An 18115-nucleotide genomic window follows, 5' to 3' on the forward strand; every position below is an offset into this window, starting at 1 on the left:
TCGAACATAGAACCATGTCCGCATCCCTCGCTTCCGGCTCCGGCGGCGCCCTCGAGAAGGCCGCCGCCGATCTCGAGCGCATCCGCGAGCTGAAGTCGCGCATCGCGGGCATGGAGCGCACCCGGCTCGAGACCCGGTCGATCGCGACCCTGCCCGCCTTCTCCTCCCTGCTGCCGGGCGGCGCGCTGCAGGCGGGCTGCGCCTACTCGGTCGGCGGGTCGATGACCCTGCTGATGGGGCTGCTCTCAGGCGCCAGCCAGGCCGGCGCCTGGTGCGGCGTCGTCGGCGTGCCCGAATTCGGCGCCGAGGCCGCGACCCGCTTCGGCATCGACCTCTCCCGGCTCGTGCTGGTGCCGCGGCCCGGCCGCTCCTGGCTCGCCGTGACCGCGGCGCTCGCCGACGCGCTGACCGTCGTCGTCACCCGGCCCTTCGAGCGGGTCGGCGACGCCGACGCGGCGAAGCTCGCGGCGCGGCTGCGGCAGCGCGGGGCCGTCCTGATCTCCTTCGAGCCCGAGCTGTTGCTCGCGGCCCCGCCCACCGCCTGGCCCGGCGCCCAGGCGCGGCTCACCGTCACCGAGAGCCGCTGGAGCGGCATCGGCCGCGGCCACGGCTACCCGCGCGAGCGGCTGGTCACCGTGCGCGCCGACGTCGCAAGCGGCCGGCCCCGGATCGTGCAGCTGCGGCTGCCCGGCGACTACCTGGGCGGCACCGCCCCGCAGGCGGCGCCCCTGCTGCGGCTGGAGCGGGTCTCGTGAGCGCGCTCACCCGCTCCATCGTGCTGTGGTGCCCCGACTGGCCGGTGCGGGCGGCGCTGCGGAAGTACCCGTCGATCGCGGCCGCCGACCCGATCGCACTCATCGAGAAGGGGCTCGTCTTCGCCTGCTCGGCGGCGGCCCGGGCGGCGGGCGTGCGCCGGGGCCTGCGGGTGCGCGAGGCGCAGGCGCGCTGCCCCGAGCTCGTCGTGCTGCCGCACGATCCGGCCGCCGACGCCCGCTTCTTCGAGCCGCTGCTGGCGGCGATCGAGCAGACGGTGCCGGGGGTGCAGCCGATCCGCCCCGGCATGTGCGCGCTGCGCGCCCGCGGCCCCGCCCGGTACTACGGCGGCGAGCGCGAGGCGGCCCGGACGCTGCTCGGGGTGCTCGCCGAGCACGGGGTCGACGACGCGCGGGCCGGGGTCGCCGACGGGCCGTTCGCCGCCGAGCAGGCGGCCAGGCATCCGTCGCCCGAACCCGTCGTGATCGTCGCCGAGGGCGAGTCGCCCGCGTTCCTCGCGGAGCTGCCCGTCGACGTGATGGGCGACGCCGCCTTCACGGCACTGTGCCGCAGGCTCGGGCTCGCCACCCTCGGGGCGCTCGCCGGCTTCGGCGAGGCCGAACTCGTCGAGCGCTTCGGCGAGACCGGGCTGCGCGTCTTCGCGCTCGTGACCGGGCGCGACGCCGCGACCGTCGTGCCCCGGGCGCCGCAGCGGGCGCTCGAGCGCTCCGTCGCGTTCGACGACGGGCTCGACCGGGTCGACCAGATCGCCTTCGCCGTGCGCCAGACGGCCGACGACGTCATCGCGGCGCTCGCGGCGGCGAAGCTGGTCGCGACCGCGGTCACGGTGACGATCGAGACGGATGCTTCGACGGGGCTCAGCACAGGTGACGGAGGTGAACGCCCCCGAACCTGGCTGCACCCGCGCTGGTTCACCGCCGTCGACCTCGTCGACCGGGTGCGCTGGCAGCTGCAGGGCGTGGGGCCGGGCACGGGCGCGCTCACGGCGCCGGTGACGCGCGTGACGATCGCGCCCGAGAGCGTCGACGCGGCGCACCACCACGAGCAGGGCCTGTGGGGCGGCGCCCCCGACGAGCGGGTGCACCACGCGCTCTCCCGCGTGCAGAGCATGCTCGGGCACGACGCCGTGGTGACCGCGGCGCTCGGCGGCGGGCGGATGCTCGAGGACCGCCAGGTGCTCGTGCCGTGGGGCGACCGCGAGCCGGAGGGCACCGCCGCCCGCGCCGCCCAGCCCTGGCCGGGCGCGCTGCCCGATCCGCTTCCGGCGACCGTGTTCCTGCCGCACGTGGCCGTCGCGCTGCTCGCCGACGACGGCGAGCCGGTCGCGGTCTCCGAGCGCGGCTTCGTCGAGGGCGAGCCGGCCCTGTTCGCCGCGGCCCCCGGCGCCCGCCCGATCGGCTCGGCCGCCGAGGCCAGGCGGCTCGCCCGGCCGATCACGGCCTGGGCCGGCCCGTGGACCGTCGACGAGCGCTGGTGGGACGCCGCCGGCGCCAGCCGGGTGCACCGCTTCAGCGTCGTCGACGCCGACGGCACGGCCTGGCTGCTGATCCACGACGGCGAGGGCTGGGCCGCGGAGGCCCGGTATGACTGAAGGGCGGGCGTAGATGGGCTTCAACAACCCGCCGATCCCCTGGTCGGAGTTCGAGCGGCGGCTCTCGGGCCGGCGCCGCCCGGGCGGCCCCGACCGGGACGCCGACGGCGGCGACTCGCCCGCCTGGAGCCGGCACCGGCAGCCGGTGCGGCCGCGCGACCTCGCGCTCGACACCGGCCCCTACGTGCCCTACGCCGAACTGCACGCGCACTCCGACTTCAGCTTCCTCGACGGGGCGAGCGAACCCGAGGCGCTGCTCGAGGAGGCGGCCCGGCTGCGCCTGTCGGCGCTCGCGATCACCGACCACGACGGGCTGTACGGCGTGGTGCGCATGGCCGAGGCCGCCGAGGCGTACGGCAGTGTCGCGACCGTGTTCGGCGCCGAGCTTTCGCTCGGGCTCACCGCCCCGCAGAACGGCGTGGCCGACCCCGAGGGGTCCCACCTGCTCGTGCTCGCCCGCGGTCAGGCCGGCTATCACCGGCTCGCCGCCGCGATCACCGACGCGCAACTGGCCCCCGGCGCCGAGAAGGGCCGCCCGGTCTACGACCTCGGCGCGCTCTCCGACGCGGCGGGCGGCGACTGGCTCGTGCTCACCGGCTGCCGCAAGGGCGCGGTGCGGCAGGCGCTCGCCGCGGAGGGCGGGGGCACGGATGCCGCGGGCCGCGAGCTCGACCGCCTGATCGAGCTCTTCGGCCGGCAGAACGTGCTGGTCGAGCTGTTCGACCACGGCGAGCCGCTCGCGAGCGCCTACAACGACGCCCTCTACGAGCTCGCCCAGCGGCGCCGGCTGCCGGTGGTGGCCACCGGCAACGTGCACTACGCGACCCCCGCCGACCGGCCGCTCGCCACCGCCGTCGCCGCGGTACGGGCCAGGCGCAGCCTCGACGAGCTCGACGGCTGGCTGCCGGCCGCAGGCGCCGCGCACCTGCGCAGCGGGGCGGAGATGGCGAGGCTCTTCGCCCGCTACCCCGGCGCCGTCGAGACGACCGTGGAGGTCGCATCCGATCTCGCCTTCGAACTGCGCAACGCGAAACCGCGCCTGCCCAGGCTCGAGGTGCCCGCCGGGCACACGCCGATGAGCTGGCTGCGCGTGCTCGTCGAGCGCGGCGTCGCCGAGCGCTACCCCGAGGAGCGCTACCCGGGCTTCCTCGACGAGGTGCACGCGCGCATGCGCAAGGAGCTCGCGGTGATCGAGGAGAAGGACTTCCCCGGCTACTTCCTCATCGTGCACGACATCGTGCAGGAAGCCCGGCGGCGGGGCATCCTGTGCCAGGGGCGCGGTTCGGCGGCGAACTCGGCGGTGTGCTACGTGCTCGGCATCACGGCGGTCGACGCGATCTTCTTCAACCTGCCCTTCGAGCGCTTCCTCTCTTCCCTGCGCGAGGAGGAGCCCGACATCGACGTCGACTTCGACTCGAAGCGGCGCGAGGAGATCATCCAGTACGTCTTCGAGAAGTACGGCCGGCGCAACGCCGCGCAGGTCGCCAACGTGATCAGCTACCGGCCGAAGGCCGCGGTGCGCGACATGGCCAAGGCGCTCGGGCACTCCCCCGGCCAGCAGGACGCCTGGACGAAGCAGGTCGAGGGCTGGGGCGCGCACGTCTCGAGCGACGAGGGGCACGACATCCCGGCATCCGTCGTCGAGCTGGCGCAGAAGCTGATGAACGCGCCCCGCCACCTCGGCATCCATTCCGGCGGCATGGTGCTCACCGAGCGCCCGATCGGCGAAGTATGCCCGATCGAGCATGCGCGCATGGACGGCCGCACCGTGCTGCAGTGGGACAAGAACGACATCGAGTGGATGGGCCTGGTCAAGTTCGACCTGCTCGGCCTCGGCATGCTCGAGGCGATCCAGTACATGCTCGACCTGGTGCGCGAGCGGGTCGGCGAGGAGTGGACGCTCGCCTCGCTGCCCAAGGAGGAGCCCGCCGTCTACGACATGCTCTGCCGGGCCGACGCGATCGGCGTGTTCCAGGTCGAGTCGCGCGCGCAGCTCGGCACGCTGCCGAGGCTGAAGCCCCGCCGCTTCTACGACCTGGTGATCGAGGTGGCGCTGATCCGGCCCGGGCCGATCCAGGGCGGGGCGGTGCACCCGTACCTGCGCCGCCGCACCGGCGCCGAGCCGGTCTCCTACCTGCACCCGAAGCTCGAGCCGGTGCTGCGCCGCACCCTCGGCATCCCGCTGTTCCAGGAGCAGATCATGCAGATGGCGATGGCCGTCGGCGGATGCACCGCCGCGGACGCCGACCAGCTGCGCCGCGCCATGGGCTCCAAGCGCGGGGTCGAGAAGATCGACTCGCTGCGCGAGAAGCTGTTCGCCGGCATGGCCGCCAACGGCATCACCGGCGACGACGCCGTGGGCATCTACGAGAAGATCGAGGCGTTCGCGGGCTTCGGCTTCGCCGAGAGCCACTCGCTGAGCTTCGCGCTGCTCGTCTACGCCAGCTCCTGGCTCAAGCTGCACTACCCCGCCGCGTTCCTGGCCGGGCTGCTGCGGGCGCAGCCGATGGGGTTCTACTCGGCGCAGACGCTCACCGGCGACGCCGTGCGGCACGGGGTCGAGGTGCTGAACGTCGACCTGGTGCGCTCGGGCGTGCACGCCGACCTCGAGGCGACGGATGCCGCGGGCGTCGGCCAGACGGGAAGGGAGTCGTGCCTGCACTGGCAGGCCACCGGCTCGGGCGACCCCGACGTGCTCGACGAGGCGCCGCCGTTCGACCCGGAGGCGCCCGACGAGTCGGCCGCGCACCGGCGCGACGGGCGCTTCGCGGTGCGCCTCGGGCTCGCCGAGGTGAACGGCATCGGCGAGGCGGTGGCCGAGCGGATCGTCGCCGAGCGGTCGGCCGCCCCCTTCACCGACCTGCACGACCTCGCCCGCCGGGTGGGTCTGTCGGCCGGGCAGCTCGAGGCGCTCGCGGCCGCCGGGGCCTTCGAATCACTGGGGCTCACCCGCCGCGAGGCGCTCTGGCAGGCGGGCTCCGCCGCGCGGGAGCGGCGCGACTACCTGCCCGGCACCGCCGTCGTGGTGCAGCCGCCGCTGCTGCCGATGCTCACCCCGGCCGAGCAGGTGGTGTACGACCTGTGGGCGACGGGCGTCGCGCCCGGCGATCACCCGATCCGGCACGTGCGCGAGCGGCTGCAGGCGGCCGGGGTGCTCAGCGCCGTCGACCTGGACACGCACGAGACCGGGCGGCGGGTGCTCATCGGCGGGGTGGTCACGCACCGGCAGCGCCCCGCCACCGCGGCGGGCGTCACCTTCCTGAACCTCGAGGACGAGACCGGGCTCGTCAACGTGATCGTCTCGGTCGGGGTGTGGCAGAAGTACCGGCGGGTGGCGCGCGAGGCGCCGGCGATGATCATCCGGGGCATCCTCGAGCGCAGCCCCGAGGGCGTGGTCAGCGTCGTCGCGGACCGCCTCGACCGGCTGCCGCTCGCGGCCAAGACGAAGTCGCGCGACTTCGGCTGAGGCACCTGTGCTGAGCTTCGTCGAAGCATCCGTCAGTCCATCCGTCAGTGCAGGTGGTCGAGCCGACTCGAGTGCGACGCGATTCGTCGAAAAGTGCTGCTCCTGCACGGCGCCCTGACCGATATCGACGAATCGATCTCCCTGCTCACAACGATTCGTCGAAAAGTGCTGCCTGGGCGGGCCGCACGAGCCAGAAGTGACGAATGGGAGCAGCCAGGGCACGGGCGAAAGCCGCGCAACGCCTGCTCAGTCCACCTCGGCGGGACCGTGGCGGCGCACGTCGAACGGCAGCAGCACCCACAGGGCCGCCACCACCAGCGCGGCGACCACGCCGGCGACGAATCCGGCCCAGAATCCGACGACGAAGTCGAACACGAACAGCACCACGCCGACGACGAGCAGGGCGACGGCGATCAGGTTGGCGCGCAGGATGCGGTTGCCGATCAGCACCACCTGACGCTTCGCCTTCCGCTGGAACAGCCACCTGTGCAGCGAGACCGGCGCGAGCGCCAGCGCCGTCGCCACGCACGCCAGCCCCACCAGCACCAGGTAGACGACGAGCTCGTAGCGGTCGACCTCGCGGAACCGCTGCTGGAACGCCAGCGCCAGCAGGAAGCCGGTGAGGATCTGCGTGCCGGTCTGCGTCACCCGCAGCTCCTGCAGGATCTCCTCCCAGTTGCGGTCGTAGCGCTGGGCCGAGGACTCGCCGGGGCGCACCTGTTCGTCGGGCAGGTTCTCGCTCATAGCGGGAGGGTACCCGGGGTCTCCATTCGCCCTGCGGGCGAGTCGACCCGCGGAGACCCTGCGGGCGAGTCGACCGGCGGAGGCCCTGCGGGCGAGTCGACCGGCGGAGACCCTGCGGGCGAGTCGACCGGCGGAGACCCTGCGGGCGAGTCGACCGGCGAGGGCGTGCGGCCGTGCGCTACGCGTGCCCGAGCTTCTTGCGCAGCCACTGGATGCGCGCCTCCAGCTGCGTCATCGACGCCTTGGCGACCGGCGGCCCGCCGCATACGCGCCGCAGCTCGGCGTGCACGAGCCCGTGCGGCTGGTCGTGCACCCGGGCGTACAGCCCGACCAGCGAGTTGAGCAGCGAGCGCTGCTCCTTCAGCGTGCGGTACAGCGGCAGCGGGGCGGCCTGCGAGGGAGGCTCGTCGGGCGGGGGCGCCGGGCGCGAGGCGGCGCGCTTGGCCTGCCTCGCCTGCCGGGTCATCAGCAGCTCGTGCACCTGCTCGGGCTCGAGCAGCCCGGGGATGCCGATGAAGTCGAGCTCCTCCTCGGTCTGCGGCTCGGCGTACCCGCCGTAGTCGGTGCCGTCGAAGAGCACCCGGTCGAACGCCGCCTGCGATCCGAGCGCCTGGTAGGAGAACTCGCCCTCGAGCCCGTCGGAGGCCTTCTCCTCCCGCTCGGCCGCCTGCATCATCGCGTCCTCGGGGTTGTAGAGGTCGCCGGCCTCGGCCGAGACGTCGCGGTCGAGGGCGTGGTCGCGCTCCAGCTCCAGCGCCTGCGCGAGCGCGATCAGCGGCTCGACGTCGGGCAGGAAGATCGAGGCGGTCTCGCCGCGGCGCCTAGCCCGCACGAAGCGGCCGATCGCCTGCGCGAAGAACAGCGGGGTCGACGAGTTGGTCGCGTAGACGCCGACGGCGAGGCGCGGCACGTCGACGCCCTCCGAGACCATGCGCACGGCGACCATCCATTTGTCATCGGATGCCGCGAACCGGGCGATCCGGTCCGAGGCCTCCTTCTCGTCGGAGAGCACCACCGTGGCGCGCTCCCCCGTCAGCGCCTCGAGCAGCGCGGCGTAGGCGCGCGCCTGCTCCTTGTCGGTCGCGATGACGAGGCCGCCCGCGTCGGGGATCTGCTGCCGCACCTCGTCGAGCCGCCGGGTGGCGGCGCGGAACACCGCGGGGATCCAGTCCCCCTCCGGGTCGAGAGCGGTGCGCCACGCCTGCGCGGTGACGTCTTTGGTGTTGCCCTCCCCGAGCCGGGCCTCCATCTCGTCGCCGGCCCGGGTGCGCCAGCGCATGTGCCCGGCGTAGACCATGAACAGCACGGGCCGCACCACCCCGTCGGCCAGCGCCCGGCCGTAGCCGTAGCTGTAGTCGGTGCGCGAGACGCGGATGCCCTTCTCGTCGGGCAGGTAGGTCACGAACGGGATGGGCGCGGTGTCGCTGCGGAACGGCGTGCCGGTCAGGGCGAGCCGGCGGGTGGCCCGCTCGTACGCCTCCCGCACCGCGTCGCCCCACGAGAGCGCGTCGCCGCCGTGGTGCACCTCGTCGAGGATGACGAGGGTCTTGTACTCCTCGGTGAGCTCCTTGTGCAGCGACGCCTTGGCGGCCACCTGGGCGTAGGTGACGGCGATGCCGCGGTAGTGCCGCCCGTAGCGGCGCTGCGAGTTCTTGAACTCCGGGTCCAGGCGCAGGCCGACCCGCTCGGCGGCCTCGGCCCACTGCCGCTTCAGGTGCTCGGTCGGAGCGACGACGATCACCCGCTCGACGGTGCGGCGGCCGAGCAACTCGGTCGCCAGCCGCAGCGCGAAGGTCGTCTTGCCGGCGCCGGGGGTCGCCGCGGCGAGGAAGTCGCGCGGCTCGGTGCGGAAATACTCGTCCAGCGCCTCCTGTTGCCAGGCACGAAGCCTCGTCGCGGTCCCCCACGGCGCGCGGGCCGGGAACGCCGGCGACAGGTGCTCGGCGGCGAAGGTTCCGGGCGTGTGATCTGGCATGTTCGCTGGGCTCTGGTCGTGCGGGTCGGCGGCGGACTGGAGAGACATGCGGATACGACTCTAACCGCCCGCACCGACGCGGCCGGGCGTGTCGGAGACCGCGCGGGGAGGAGCAGAATAGTTACCATGCCCGAACTAGTTCCGTACACCCGATACGTCGCGCTGGGAGACAGCTTCACCGAGGGGCTCGGCGACCCCTACCCGGACCCGGCGCGCGGGTTCCGCGGCTGGGCGGACCGGGTCGCCGAGGTGCTGGCGGCCCAGACATCCGATTTCGCGTACGCGAACCTGGCCGTGCGCGGAAAGCTCGTGCGCCAGGTGCTCGCCGACCAGGTCGAGCCGGCCGTCGAACTCGGCCCCGACCTGATCACGATCTCCGCCGGCGGCAACGACGTCATCCGCCCCGGCACCGATCCCGATGAGATCGCGGCGGTGTTCGAGCAGGCGATCTCGCGCCTCGCCCGCACCGGCGCGACGATCGTCGCGTTCACCGCCGTCGACGTGGGCTGGTCGGGCACCTTCAAGGCGATCCGCGGCAAGGTCGCGATCTACAACGAGAACGTGCGCGCCATCGCCGACAGGTACGGATGCCTCGTCGCCGACCAGTGGGGTCTGAAGGAGATCCACGACCAGCGGATGTGGTCGGTGGACCGCCTGCACATGTCGCCGCTGGGCCACCAGGCCGTGGCCCGCATGGTGCTGCGCACCCTGCGCGTGCCGAACGACCTGCCGGTGCTCGAGCCGGAGCCCGTTCCGGAGCGCTCGTGGCGCGAGGCCCGCGTGGAGGACCTGCACTGGGCGCGCGAGTACGCGCTGCCGTGGGTGGTGCGGCGCATCAAGCGGGTCTCCAGCGGCGACGGGCTGCCGCCCAAGCGTCCCTCGCTGGCGCCGCTCTCGCCGCTGTCCCCGCTCGAGGATCGCGACTAAGAGCGGGAGAAGACCTCTTCGGGGTGGGTGAGCTTCCACCACAGCCCCGGCCCGTCGACCGGGTCGGTCGTCTTGAGCGGCACCGTGACCGTCTTGCCGTCGTACCGGAAGGTGACCGTGCCCGCCCGCGCCTGCCCGGTGATGGTGGCGATCGGGTCGGTGTGCACCGTGACGGTCACCGGCGCGTCGGAGTAGACGGAGGCGATCGGCTGCTGCGCCGCGACCAGCTCGGTCGTCGCGCCCCACGCGGTGGTGTAGCTGCCGTAGACCGTCTTGCCCGAGTCGGTGAGGTCGAGGCTGTGGAAGCCGGCGGCGAAGCTCTTCAGCAGCTTCGGCACGCCCTGCCACAGGTCGTCGTAGTCGGGCTGCCCCAGCACGACCCCGACCATGGTGCGCGTCGCGCCGGCGATCTGCACCTTCTGCGCGAACAGCAGGCAGTGGCCGGCCTGCGTGGTGAACCCGGTCTTGATGCCGATCACGCCGTCGTGCCCGAGCAGCTTGTTGGTGTTGGTGACCTCGCCGGCGCCCGGCAGCTTCGCGTGCTGCGTCCGCACCACGGCGCTGAGCACCGGGTTGGCGACGATCAGCTTCGCGATCCCCACCAGGTCGGCCGGGGTGCTGACCGTGCCCGGGTCGAAGCCGGACGGGTCGGACATGTGCGTGTGGGTGAAGCCGTGCTCGGTGAACCACGCGTTGGCCTGCTTCACGAAGGCGCTCGTCGAGCCGCTCGACCAGCGGGCCAGCGACAGCGCGTAGTTGTTGGCGCTCGGCAGCAGCATCGCGGTCAGCGCCTGCTTGAGGGTGAGCTTCTCACCGGCCTCGACGTTCGCCCACGACCCGCCCTCGGACCACACCTTGTGCAGGATCGCGACGTCGGCGTCGGTGAAGGTGATGGTCGGACCCTCACCGCCGTCCTTCACGGGATGCTGGTCGAGCAGCACCAGCGCGGTGAGCGTCTTCGCCATGCTCGCGATCGGCACGCTCTTCTGGCTACCGTGCTCGCCGAGCAGCCCGTCGGTGCCGACGAGCCCGACGGCGGCGCTGCCGTGCTCGGGCCAGGCGGGGTCGACCGCCTCGGCGACGATCTGCTTGGTGACGCTGTCGGGCACGACCGCGGCGACCGCGGGCAGCGGATGCACCGCCACGACGCCCACGTAGGCGACCAGTGCCAGCACGATCACGGCGAAGCCCGAGGCGATCAGCCTGCGCAGCCAGTACCGCGGGCGCGGACGGGCCGTCGCGGGGGCCGGCGGCCCGGGCTCGAGGTCGGCGGCGAAGGTCACGACAGGGATGTTACGTGAGGACTATGGGCGAACGTTGCGCAATGCCCACAGGGCGACCGCGCTCGCTGAGGCGACGTTCAGCGAGTCGACGCCGTGCCGCATGGGGATCGTGACGACGGTATCGGCGGCGGCCAGGGCGCGGCGGGAGAGGCCGTCGCCCTCGGCGCCCATCACGATCGCCACCCGCTCGGGCGGGTCGGCGGCGAAGGCGTCGAGGGTAACGGCATCGTCCGAGAGGGCGAGGGCGGCGATGTGGAAGCCGGAGGCGTGCAGCAGCTCGGCGGCGCCCGCCTTCCAGTCCGGCAGCCTCGTCCACGGCACCTGCAGCACGGTGCCCATGGAGACGCGCACGCTGCGCCGGTAGAGCGGGTCGGCGCAGGTGGGGGTGACGAGCACCGCGTCGGCGCCGAGGCCGGCGACCGAGCGGAAGATGGCGCCGACGTTGGTGTGGTCGACGAGGCCGTCGAGCACGACCACGCGCGAGGCATCCGCCACGAGCTCGGGCACCGCGGGGAGGGCGGGGCGGTGCATGGCCGCCAGCGCCCCGCGGTGCAGGTGGTAGCCGGTCAGCTGCTCGAGCAGCGGCGCGTCGCCCACGAACACCGGCACGTCGGGGAACGGGGCGAGCAGCGGCTCCACGTCGGAAAGCCACTGCTCCTGCAGCAGCACCGAGCGCGGCCGGTGACCGGCCGCCAGCGCCCGGCCGATCACCTTCGTCGACTCGGCGATGTAGAGGCCGCCCGCAGGCTCCGTCACGCGGCGCAGGGCGACGTCGGTCAGGCGCGAGTAGTCGGCCAGCGCCGGGTCGTCCAGCGAGTCGATCGGGCGCACGTCCATGCCCCCATCCTGCCGGTTACGCTGGAGGGAAACGGTGCGGAGGTGAGCGGTGGAGGCCTGGGCGCAGACGGTCGGAACGTCCCTCGACGCCGCCGTCGACGCCCTCGCGGGCCGCACCGTCGCCGTGCTCACCGGGGCGGGCATCAGCACCGACTCGGGCATCCCCGACTACCGCGGCGAGGGCGCGCCGAAGCGCACGCCGATGACGATCGAGCAGTTCCTCTCCTCCCCCCGGGCGCGCAAACGGTACTGGGCCGGCTCCCACCTCGGGTATCCGCTCTTCGACGCCGCCCGGCCGAACGCCGGGCACCGCGCGCTCGCCGAACTCGAGGCCGCGGGCATCGTGAACGGCGTGATCACCCAGAACGTCGACGGGCTGCACGTGCGCGCCGGGTCGCGGCGGGTGGTGCCGCTGCACGGCAGCATGGACCGGGTCCTGTGCCTGAGCTGCGGGCAGGTGTTCGCCCGCCCCGACATCTCCGCGCGCATCGAGGCCGCGAACCCGTGGCTCGCCAAGCCCGACGCGGTCACGATCAACCCCGACGGCGACGCCGAGGTGAGCGACGTCGACGACTTCGTCGTGCCCGACTGCACCGTGTGCGGCGGCCCGCTGAAGCCCGACGTCGTGTTCTTCGGCGAGTTCGTGCCGGTCGACCGCTTCGACGAGGCGAAGGCGCTGATCGCGTCGGCCGACGCGCTGCTCGTGGCCGGCTCGTCCCTGGTCGTCAACACGGGCATCCGTCTCATCGAGCAGGCGCGCAGGCGCCGCCTGCCCATCGTGGTGATCAACCGCGGCGTCACGAAGGGCGACCAGCGGGCCACGGTGAAGATCGACGGCGGCACCACGGAGAACCTCACAGCGCTGGCTGCCAGACTGACTCGGTGACCTCGATCTCACTCGTCCGACACGGGCAGACCGACTGGAACCGGGACAAGCGCATCCAGGGCCGCAGCGACATCCCCCTCAACGACACGGGCCGCGCCCAGGCGCGCGAGACCGGGCGGGCGCTCAAGGGGCGCCGCTTCGACGGCGTCTACGCCTCGCCGCTGCGGCGCGCGTTCGAGACGGCGCAGATCATCGCCGGCGAGCTGGGGATGCCGGAGCCGGTGCCCGTGCGCGGTCTGGAGGAGCGCAGCTACGGCCTGGCCGAGGGCCTCACCGGACCCGAGATCGAGGCGTCGTGGGGCGCGGATCGCAGCCGGGTGCCCGAGTGGGAGGACGACGAGTCGCTGCTCTTGCGGGTGCATGCCGCCCTGTCGTCGCTGGCTGCGGCGCACCCCGGCGAGAGCATCCTCGTGGTCGCCCACGGCGGCGTGATCGGCGCCCTCGTGCGGCAGGCGACCGACGGCGCGCGGCCCGCCCGCGGCGAGGTGATCCACAACGGCTCCGTGCACGAGTTCGAGTACACGGATGCCGGGCTCGCCCTGCGGCGCTTCAACGTGCCGGCCTCCGAGCTCGCGCTCGTCGACGACGCGCCCGACGACGACGAAGCCGCGGGCGCGGCGTGAGCGGCGGCATCGGCTGGCGGTGGCAGCGGCTCGACGGGTTCGCGCCGCTCACCCTGTTCGCCTACCTGCGACTGCGCAGCGACGTGTTCGTCGTCGAGCAGGACTGCGTCTACCCCGACCCGGACGACTTCGACCCCGTCTCCTGGCACCTCACCGGCCACGACGCGGAAGGCCGGGTCGTCGCGGCGCTGCGGCTCGTGCCGCCCGGGGCGAAGCACGCCGAGCCGTCGCTCGGCCGCGTCGTCGTGGCGCCGCACGCCCGGGGCACCGGCGCCGGCCATCTGCTCGTCGCCGAAGGCCTGCGCAAGGCGGCCGAGCTGTACCCCGGGCTCGGGAACCGGATCTCGGCGCAGGCGCACCTGCAGCGCTTCTACGGCCGGCACGGCTTCCGCCCGCACGGCGAGGAGTACCTCGAAGACGGCATCCCGCACATCGAGATGGCGATCGACGCAGAGCGGATGCCCCGGCCCTAGCGTCTCCGGGCGGAGCGCGCCAGCCACCGCGCGTGCGCCGCCGTCAGCACCGTGAGCAGGTGCTGCGCCGAAGCGGCCCAGCTGAACCGCGCGGCCTGGGCGATCCCGGCGCGCGAGGCCGCGACCCAGGCATCCGGGTCTTCGAGCGAGCGGATGCCGCGTGCCACGTCCTCGGGCGAGGAGGGGTCCGCGAACACCGCCGCCTCTCCCCCGACCTCGCGGAAGATCGGGATGTCGCTCGCGACCACCGGCGTGCCCACCCGCATCGCCTCAAGCACGGGGATGCCGAAGCCCTCGTCCCACGAGGTCGTGACGAGGGCGTGCGCCCCGAGCAGGGCGTCCTCGTACTCGGCGTCGCTCGCCCCGTTCCGGAACACGAGCGCGGCGCCCGGCGCCAGCGCCCGCAGCCGCTCCCGCTCGGCATCCGTCACGGGGCTCATCAGGTGCAGCTCGTAGCCGGGCAGGAACGCCATCGCCCGCACCAGCGCGTCGACGTTCTTGTAGGGCAGGAACTGGCCCATGTGCACGAGCTGCCGCGGCGTGCCGCGCGGCGGGGCGCGGTGCAGCGCGAACTCGTGCACCTCGGGCGCCGGCTCCCCCGCCGAGTTGTGCACGACCGACACCGGCCGGCGGGCGAGCCGCTTGCGCAGGATCAGCTCCTTCGTGGTCTGGGAGACCGCGACGATCTGGTCGGCCCCGTTCAGCAGCATCCGCTGCGGCCACCAGGCCAGGTGGTAGAGCCGCCACGCGCCGCGCACGAACCAGGGCAGGTCCCGCGGCGGCGTGCGGTGCGTGTAGTAGATCAGGTCGTGCACGGTGAGCACGAGCGCGTATCGGCGCCCCCGCGACCCCATCGTCTGCATCGGGCTGAACACGATGTCGGGCTGCAGCCGGTTCACCCGGTAGGCGACCCACGGCTCCAGCGGCGAGGTCTGGCTCGGGATGAGCTCCCACGGCAGACCCGGCAGCACCGCGAGCTGCTCGCGCGAGCTGACCAGCATCGTCACGGGGTGCAGCTTCGCGAACTCGGCGAGCAGCGACACCGTGTACCGGGTGATGCCGTCGGGGCGCCCGGTGCGCACGTAGCGGCAGTCGAAGAAGACCCTCACGCCGCGCGCTCCGCCGCGAGGAACGACTCGATCAGCGCGGCGGCCTCCGCGGCCTTCTCGTAGTGGATGAGGTGCCCCACCCCGTCGATCACCTCGAGCCTGGCGTCCGGGAACAGCCCCGCGAGCCGCCGCTCGGCGGCCACCGGCGTGATCTGGTCCTGGGCGGCGGCGACCAGCAGCGTGCGGGTGCGGATGCGCGCCGCGTACTCGCTCACGTCGTGCGACACCGAGGCGCGGAACGCCTCGAGCAGGCTCGACCGGTCGGCGAACAGCGAGAAGTACGCGTCGTGCTGGGCGTGGATCCACCGCCGCAGCTCGGGGTCTCGCGTGGTCGCCATCGCGATGCTCATCGCCCGCACGATCGCCCGGTTGCGCAGCAGGCCGTTGCCCGCCCCGGCCGGCAGCGCCTTCGCCAGCCAGTAGTAGAAGACCGCGGCTGCCGTGCCGATCGCCTTGGGGCCCTTCAGCGCCGGCGCGCCGATCGGGTTCACGAGCACGAGATCGGATGCCTCGGCGAACCCCTGCGCGAGCGCGGCCGCCACCACGACGGAGCCGAAGGAGTGCCCGAGCAGCGTCACGGGCCCGGCCGGCCGCAGCGCCTCGAGGAACTCCCCCACCCAGCGCGCGTACCCGTCGATGTCGTGGGGGCGGTCGGCGAACGCATCCGATGCCCCGAAGCCGGGCAGGTCGGGCATGACGATGCGCCGGCCGGCGAGGTGCCCGGCCACCCTCTCGAGCCCGTGGTGGTCGCCGCGGAAGCCGTGCACCGCCACGATCGTGCCCGACTCGCCCGGGGCATCCGTGCCGTACGCCCACCACCTCGTCGTGCCGCCCGGCAGCTCGAACTCGCCCATCGCCCCTCAGTGTAGGCGGGCCAATAAAGTGGGACGGGTGACGTTCACCGCACCGATCACCCTGCCCGGACTCACCCTCGACCTGCAGTGGTACCGCCGCAGCGTGTTCTACGAGGTGATGGTCCGCTCGTTCTATGACAGCAACGGCGACGGCTCCGGCGACCTCGCCGGCCTGATCTCCCGGCTCGACTACCTGCAGTGGCTCGGCGTGGACGCGCTGTGGCTGCCGCCGTTCTTCGCCTCGCCGCTGCGCGATGGCGGCTACGACGTCGCCGACTACACGCAGATCCTGCCCGAGTTCGGCACCCTCGACGAGTTCCGCGAGCTGGTCACGAAGGCGCACGAGCGCAACATGCGCATCGTCATCGACCTGCCGCTGAACCACACGAGCGACCAGCACCCCTGGTTCCAGGCCTCGCGCAGCGACCCCGACGGGCCGTACGGCGACTTCTACGTGTGGAGCGACACGGATGAGAAGTGGCCCGACATCCGGATCATCTTCCCCGACTACGAGGACTCGAACTGGGCGTTCGACAGCGTGCGGCGGCAGTTCTACTTCCACCGCTTCTTCTCGCACCAGCCCGACCTGAACTTCACCAACCCGCGCGTGCACGAGGCGGTGATCGACGTGGTGCGGTTCTGGCTCGACCTCGGCGTCGACGGGTTCCGGCTCGATGCGATCCCGTACCTGTACGAGTCCGACGAGGGCAACGGCGAGGGCGAGCCCGAGACGCACGAGTTCATCAAGAAGCTGCGAGCGATCGTCGACCGCGACTATCCGGGCCGCATCATGATCGCCGAGGCGAACCAGTGGCCCCGGGAGGTCGCCGCGTTCTTCGGCACGGACGAGGAACCCGAGTGCCACATGGCCTTCGACTTCCCCGTCATGCCGCGCATCTTCTACTCGCTGCGCTCGCAGTCGGCCGACGAGCTGGTCGCCGTGCTGTCGGAGACGACCGACGTGCCGAGCTGGGCGGCGTGGGGCGTGTTCCTGCGCAACCACGACGAGCTCACGCTCGAGATGGTCAGCGAGGAGTACCGGCAGGCGATGTACGGCTGGTACGCCTACGACCCGCGGATGCGCGTGAACGTCGGCATCCGGCGCAGGCTGGCGACGCTCCTCGACAACTCCCGCGCCGAGCTGGAGCTCGCGCACGCCCTGCTGTTCGCGCTGCCCGGGTCCCCGTTCCTGTACTACGGCGACGAGATCGGCATGGGCGACAACATCTGGCTGCCCGACCGCGACTCCTCGCGCACGCCCATGCAGTGGACCCCCGACCGCAACGCCGGGTTCTCCTCCGCCGACCCGGGCAAGCTATACCTGCCGGTCGTGCAGTCGCTCGTGTACCACTACTCGCAGGTGAACGTCGAGTCGCAGCTGGCGCAGTCCCGGTCGCTGCTGCACTGGATCCGCAACGTCATCCACGTGCGCAAGGCCCACCCCGTCTTCGGCCTCGGCTCGATCGAGGTGCTCGACACCGACAACCCGGCGGTGCTCGCCTTCGTGCGCTCCTACGCCGGCGCGGGAACGCCCGTCGGCGACCAGCCCGAAGACGTGCTGTGCGTGTTCTCCTTCGCGCACAACCCCGTCGCGGTGACGATCGACGCCCCCGGATTCGCGGGAGCGGAGCTGTTCGACCTGTTCGGCGGCCACCGCTTCCCCAGCATCGACGACGACGGGCGGCTGCACCTCACGCTCGGCACCCAGGGCTTCTTCTGGCTGAAGGCCGTGCGCCGCTGACCGGCGGTGCGCCGCTGACCGGCGGTGCCCCGCTGACCGGCGGTGCGCCATTGACCGGCCGTGTCGGCGGCCCCGCCTACCCTGGGAGCATGAGCGGATGGCATGAGGAACTGGGCGTCTTCGATCTCGAGACCACCGGGGTGAACACCGAGACCGCGCGCATCGTCACCGCCCACGTCGGCGTGATCAACGAGAGCGGCATCGTGACCTCCCGGCAGGACTGGGTGCTCGACCCCATGATCGAGATCCCGGACGCCGCGGCGGCCGTGCACGGCTACACCACGGAGCGGGTGCGGCTCGAGGGCATGGACGCGGCGACGGGGGTCGCCGAGATCGTCGCCGCTCTGCGCGTGCTCTTCGAGCGGGGCGTGCCGGTCGTGGCGTATAACGCGCCGTACGACTTCACCGTTCTGAACCGCGAGGCGCACCGGCACGGCATCGTGCCGCTGGAGGACCCGGCGCCGGTCGTCGACCCGCTGGTCATCGACAAGGCCGTGGACCGGTACCGCAAGGGCAAGCGCACCCTCGAGGTGACGGCGCGCTTCTACGGCGTCGAGCTCGGCGACGACGCCCACGACGCCGGCTCCGACGCGATCGCCGCCGGCCGGGTGGCGCAGGCGCTGGCCGCCAAGTTCGCCGCCGACCTCGGCATGACCGCCGCCGAGCTGCACGAGCGCCAGGTCGCCTGGTTCCGCGAGCAGGAGGAGAGCTACGCGGAGTTCCGCCGCACCAAGCTCGGCGACGTGAACTTCACCCCGCGGGGCGCCTGGCCGGTGCGGGTGCTTCCCGAGCTTTAGCCGGCTGTACGGATGCGTGCGCGGGGCCGCCGCGG

General features: G+C 73.0%; 15 protein-coding genes. 9 read left to right on the plus strand and 6 right to left on the minus strand.

Going from position 1 to position 18115, the window contains the following annotated elements; translation table 11 throughout:
* The first annotated feature begins 14 nt into the window (after positions 1-14).
* Genes H563_RS14345 through H563_RS0100725 form a run of 3 tightly spaced genes read left to right on the plus strand, consistent with a single transcriptional unit; the run spans position 15 to position 5831 of the window.
* Complete coding sequence (locus H563_RS14345) at positions 15-755, plus strand: hypothetical protein (protein ID WP_022880709.1); 741 nt, start codon at positions 15-17, stop codon at positions 753-755.
* A complete protein-coding gene (locus tag H563_RS0100720) occupies positions 752-2365 on the plus strand; it encodes a DNA polymerase Y family protein (protein WP_022880710.1) in 1614 nt (537 codons plus the stop codon). Before H563_RS14345 ends, H563_RS0100720 begins: the two co-directional genes overlap by 4 nt.
* Before the next feature lie 13 nt (positions 2366-2378).
* On the plus strand, positions 2379-5831 hold the full coding sequence (locus H563_RS0100725) for an error-prone DNA polymerase (protein WP_022880711.1): 3453 nt from the start codon (positions 2379-2381) through the stop codon (positions 5829-5831).
* A gap of 246 nt (positions 5832-6077) precedes the next feature.
* Here H563_RS0100725 and H563_RS0100730 read toward each other — a convergent pair whose 3' ends face one another.
* Together H563_RS0100730 and H563_RS0100735 are read right to left on the minus strand one after the other, a co-directional pair.
* The gene (locus tag H563_RS0100730; protein ID WP_022880712.1) at positions 6078-6575 is read right to left on the minus strand and encodes a DUF6328 family protein; all 498 of its coding nucleotides are present in this window, start codon (positions 6573-6575) and stop codon (positions 6078-6080) included.
* A 178-nt stretch (positions 6576-6753) separates the two neighbouring features.
* On the minus strand, positions 6754-8550 hold the full coding sequence (locus H563_RS0100735; RefSeq protein WP_027478938.1) for a DEAD/DEAH box helicase: 1797 nt from the start codon (positions 8548-8550) through the stop codon (positions 6754-6756).
* Between the two features lie 126 nt (positions 8551-8676).
* Here H563_RS0100735 and H563_RS0100740 point away from each other — a divergent pair, with 126 nt between their 5' ends.
* Positions 8677-9477, plus strand: coding sequence for an SGNH/GDSL hydrolase family protein (locus tag H563_RS0100740; protein WP_022880714.1), 801 nt, complete (start codon positions 8677-8679; stop codon positions 9475-9477).
* Here the strand turns inward: H563_RS0100740 and H563_RS0100745 are convergent.
* Complete coding sequence (locus tag H563_RS0100745; protein ID WP_022880715.1) at positions 9474-10760, minus strand: D-alanyl-D-alanine carboxypeptidase family protein; 1287 nt, start codon at positions 10758-10760, stop codon at positions 9474-9476. The two genes, H563_RS0100740 and H563_RS0100745, sit on opposite strands and share 4 nt — an antisense overlap.
* A 21-nt stretch (positions 10761-10781) precedes the next feature.
* Complete coding sequence (locus H563_RS0100750; protein ID WP_022880716.1) at positions 10782-11597, minus strand: TrmH family RNA methyltransferase; 816 nt, start codon at positions 11595-11597, stop codon at positions 10782-10784.
* A gap of 49 nt (positions 11598-11646) precedes the next feature.
* Here H563_RS0100750 and H563_RS0100755 point away from each other — a divergent pair, with 49 nt between their 5' ends.
* From H563_RS0100755 to H563_RS14350, 3 genes are read left to right on the plus strand one after another with little or no spacing between them, the layout of a single operon-like run.
* Positions 11647-12483 (plus strand): Sir2 family NAD-dependent protein deacetylase, encoded by an 837-nt coding sequence (locus H563_RS0100755; protein ID WP_022880717.1) that lies wholly within the window; start codon positions 11647-11649, stop codon positions 12481-12483.
* Positions 12480-13106 (plus strand): histidine phosphatase family protein, encoded by a 627-nt coding sequence (locus H563_RS0100760; RefSeq protein WP_022880718.1) that lies wholly within the window; start codon positions 12480-12482, stop codon positions 13104-13106. Before H563_RS0100755 ends, H563_RS0100760 begins: the two co-directional genes overlap by 4 nt.
* Positions 13103-13579: a GNAT family N-acetyltransferase gene (locus H563_RS14350; protein ID WP_022880719.1), complete on the plus strand. Its 477-nt coding sequence runs from the start codon at positions 13103-13105 to the stop codon at positions 13577-13579. The genes H563_RS0100760 and H563_RS14350 overlap by 4 nt, the downstream gene beginning before the upstream one ends.
* Here the strand turns inward: H563_RS14350 and H563_RS0100770 are convergent.
* Both H563_RS0100770 and H563_RS0100775 read right to left on the minus strand, forming a co-directional pair.
* Complete coding sequence (locus tag H563_RS0100770; protein WP_022880720.1) at positions 13576-14688, minus strand: glycosyltransferase family 4 protein; 1113 nt, start codon at positions 14686-14688, stop codon at positions 13576-13578. The genes H563_RS14350 and H563_RS0100770 overlap by 4 nt on opposite strands.
* The gene (locus tag H563_RS0100775) at positions 14685-15542 is read right to left on the minus strand and encodes an alpha/beta fold hydrolase (RefSeq protein ID WP_022880721.1); all 858 of its coding nucleotides are present in this window, start codon (positions 15540-15542) and stop codon (positions 14685-14687) included. Before H563_RS0100775 ends, H563_RS0100770 begins: the two co-directional genes overlap by 4 nt.
* Before the next feature lie 37 nt (positions 15543-15579).
* On the opposite strand from H563_RS0100775, the gene treS reads away from it, so the two are divergent.
* Both treS and H563_RS0100785 read left to right on the plus strand, forming a co-directional pair.
* Entirely contained in the window at positions 15580-17283 is a 1704-nt protein-coding gene (treS, locus tag H563_RS0100780; RefSeq protein WP_022880722.1) for a maltose alpha-D-glucosyltransferase, read from the plus strand.
* Positions 17284-17372: 89 nt separating this feature from the next.
* Positions 17373-18080 carry an exonuclease domain-containing protein gene (locus tag H563_RS0100785; RefSeq protein ID WP_022880723.1) on the plus strand — a complete coding sequence of 236 codons (708 nt, stop codon included), beginning with the start codon at positions 17373-17375 and terminating at the stop codon, positions 18078-18080.
* Positions 18081-18115: the final 35 nt, after the last annotated feature.

It is taken from the genome of Gryllotalpicola ginsengisoli DSM 22003, assembly GCF_000419445.1.
Lineage (GTDB): Bacteria > Actinomycetota > Actinomycetes > Actinomycetales > Microbacteriaceae > Gryllotalpicola > Gryllotalpicola ginsengisoli.

Excerpts from the sequence above, each read along its gene's own strand:
- H563_RS14345 (WP_022880709.1), top strand. The coding sequence starts at position 15 with ATGTCCGCATCCCTCGCTTCCGGCTCCGGCGGCGCCCTCGAGAAGGCC.
- H563_RS0100725 (WP_022880711.1), top strand. The coding sequence starts at position 2,379 with ATGGGCTTCAACAACCCGCCGATCCCCTGGTCGGAGTTCGAGCGGCGG.
- H563_RS0100730 (WP_022880712.1), bottom strand. The coding sequence starts at position 6,575 with ATGAGCGAGAACCTGCCCGACGAACAGGTGCGCCCCGGCGAGTCCTCG.
- H563_RS0100735 (WP_027478938.1), bottom strand. The coding sequence starts at position 8,550 with ATGCCAGATCACACGCCCGGAACCTTCGCCGCCGAGCACCTGTCGCCG.
- H563_RS0100740 (WP_022880714.1), top strand. The coding sequence starts at position 8,677 with ATGCCCGAACTAGTTCCGTACACCCGATACGTCGCGCTGGGAGACAGC.
- H563_RS0100750 (WP_022880716.1), bottom strand. The coding sequence starts at position 11,597 with ATGGACGTGCGCCCGATCGACTCGCTGGACGACCCGGCGCTGGCCGAC.
- H563_RS0100775 (WP_022880721.1), bottom strand. The coding sequence starts at position 15,542 with ATGGGCGAGTTCGAGCTGCCGGGCGGCACGACGAGGTGGTGGGCGTAC.
- H563_RS0100785 (WP_022880723.1), top strand. The coding sequence starts at position 17,373 with ATGAGCGGATGGCATGAGGAACTGGGCGTCTTCGATCTCGAGACCACC.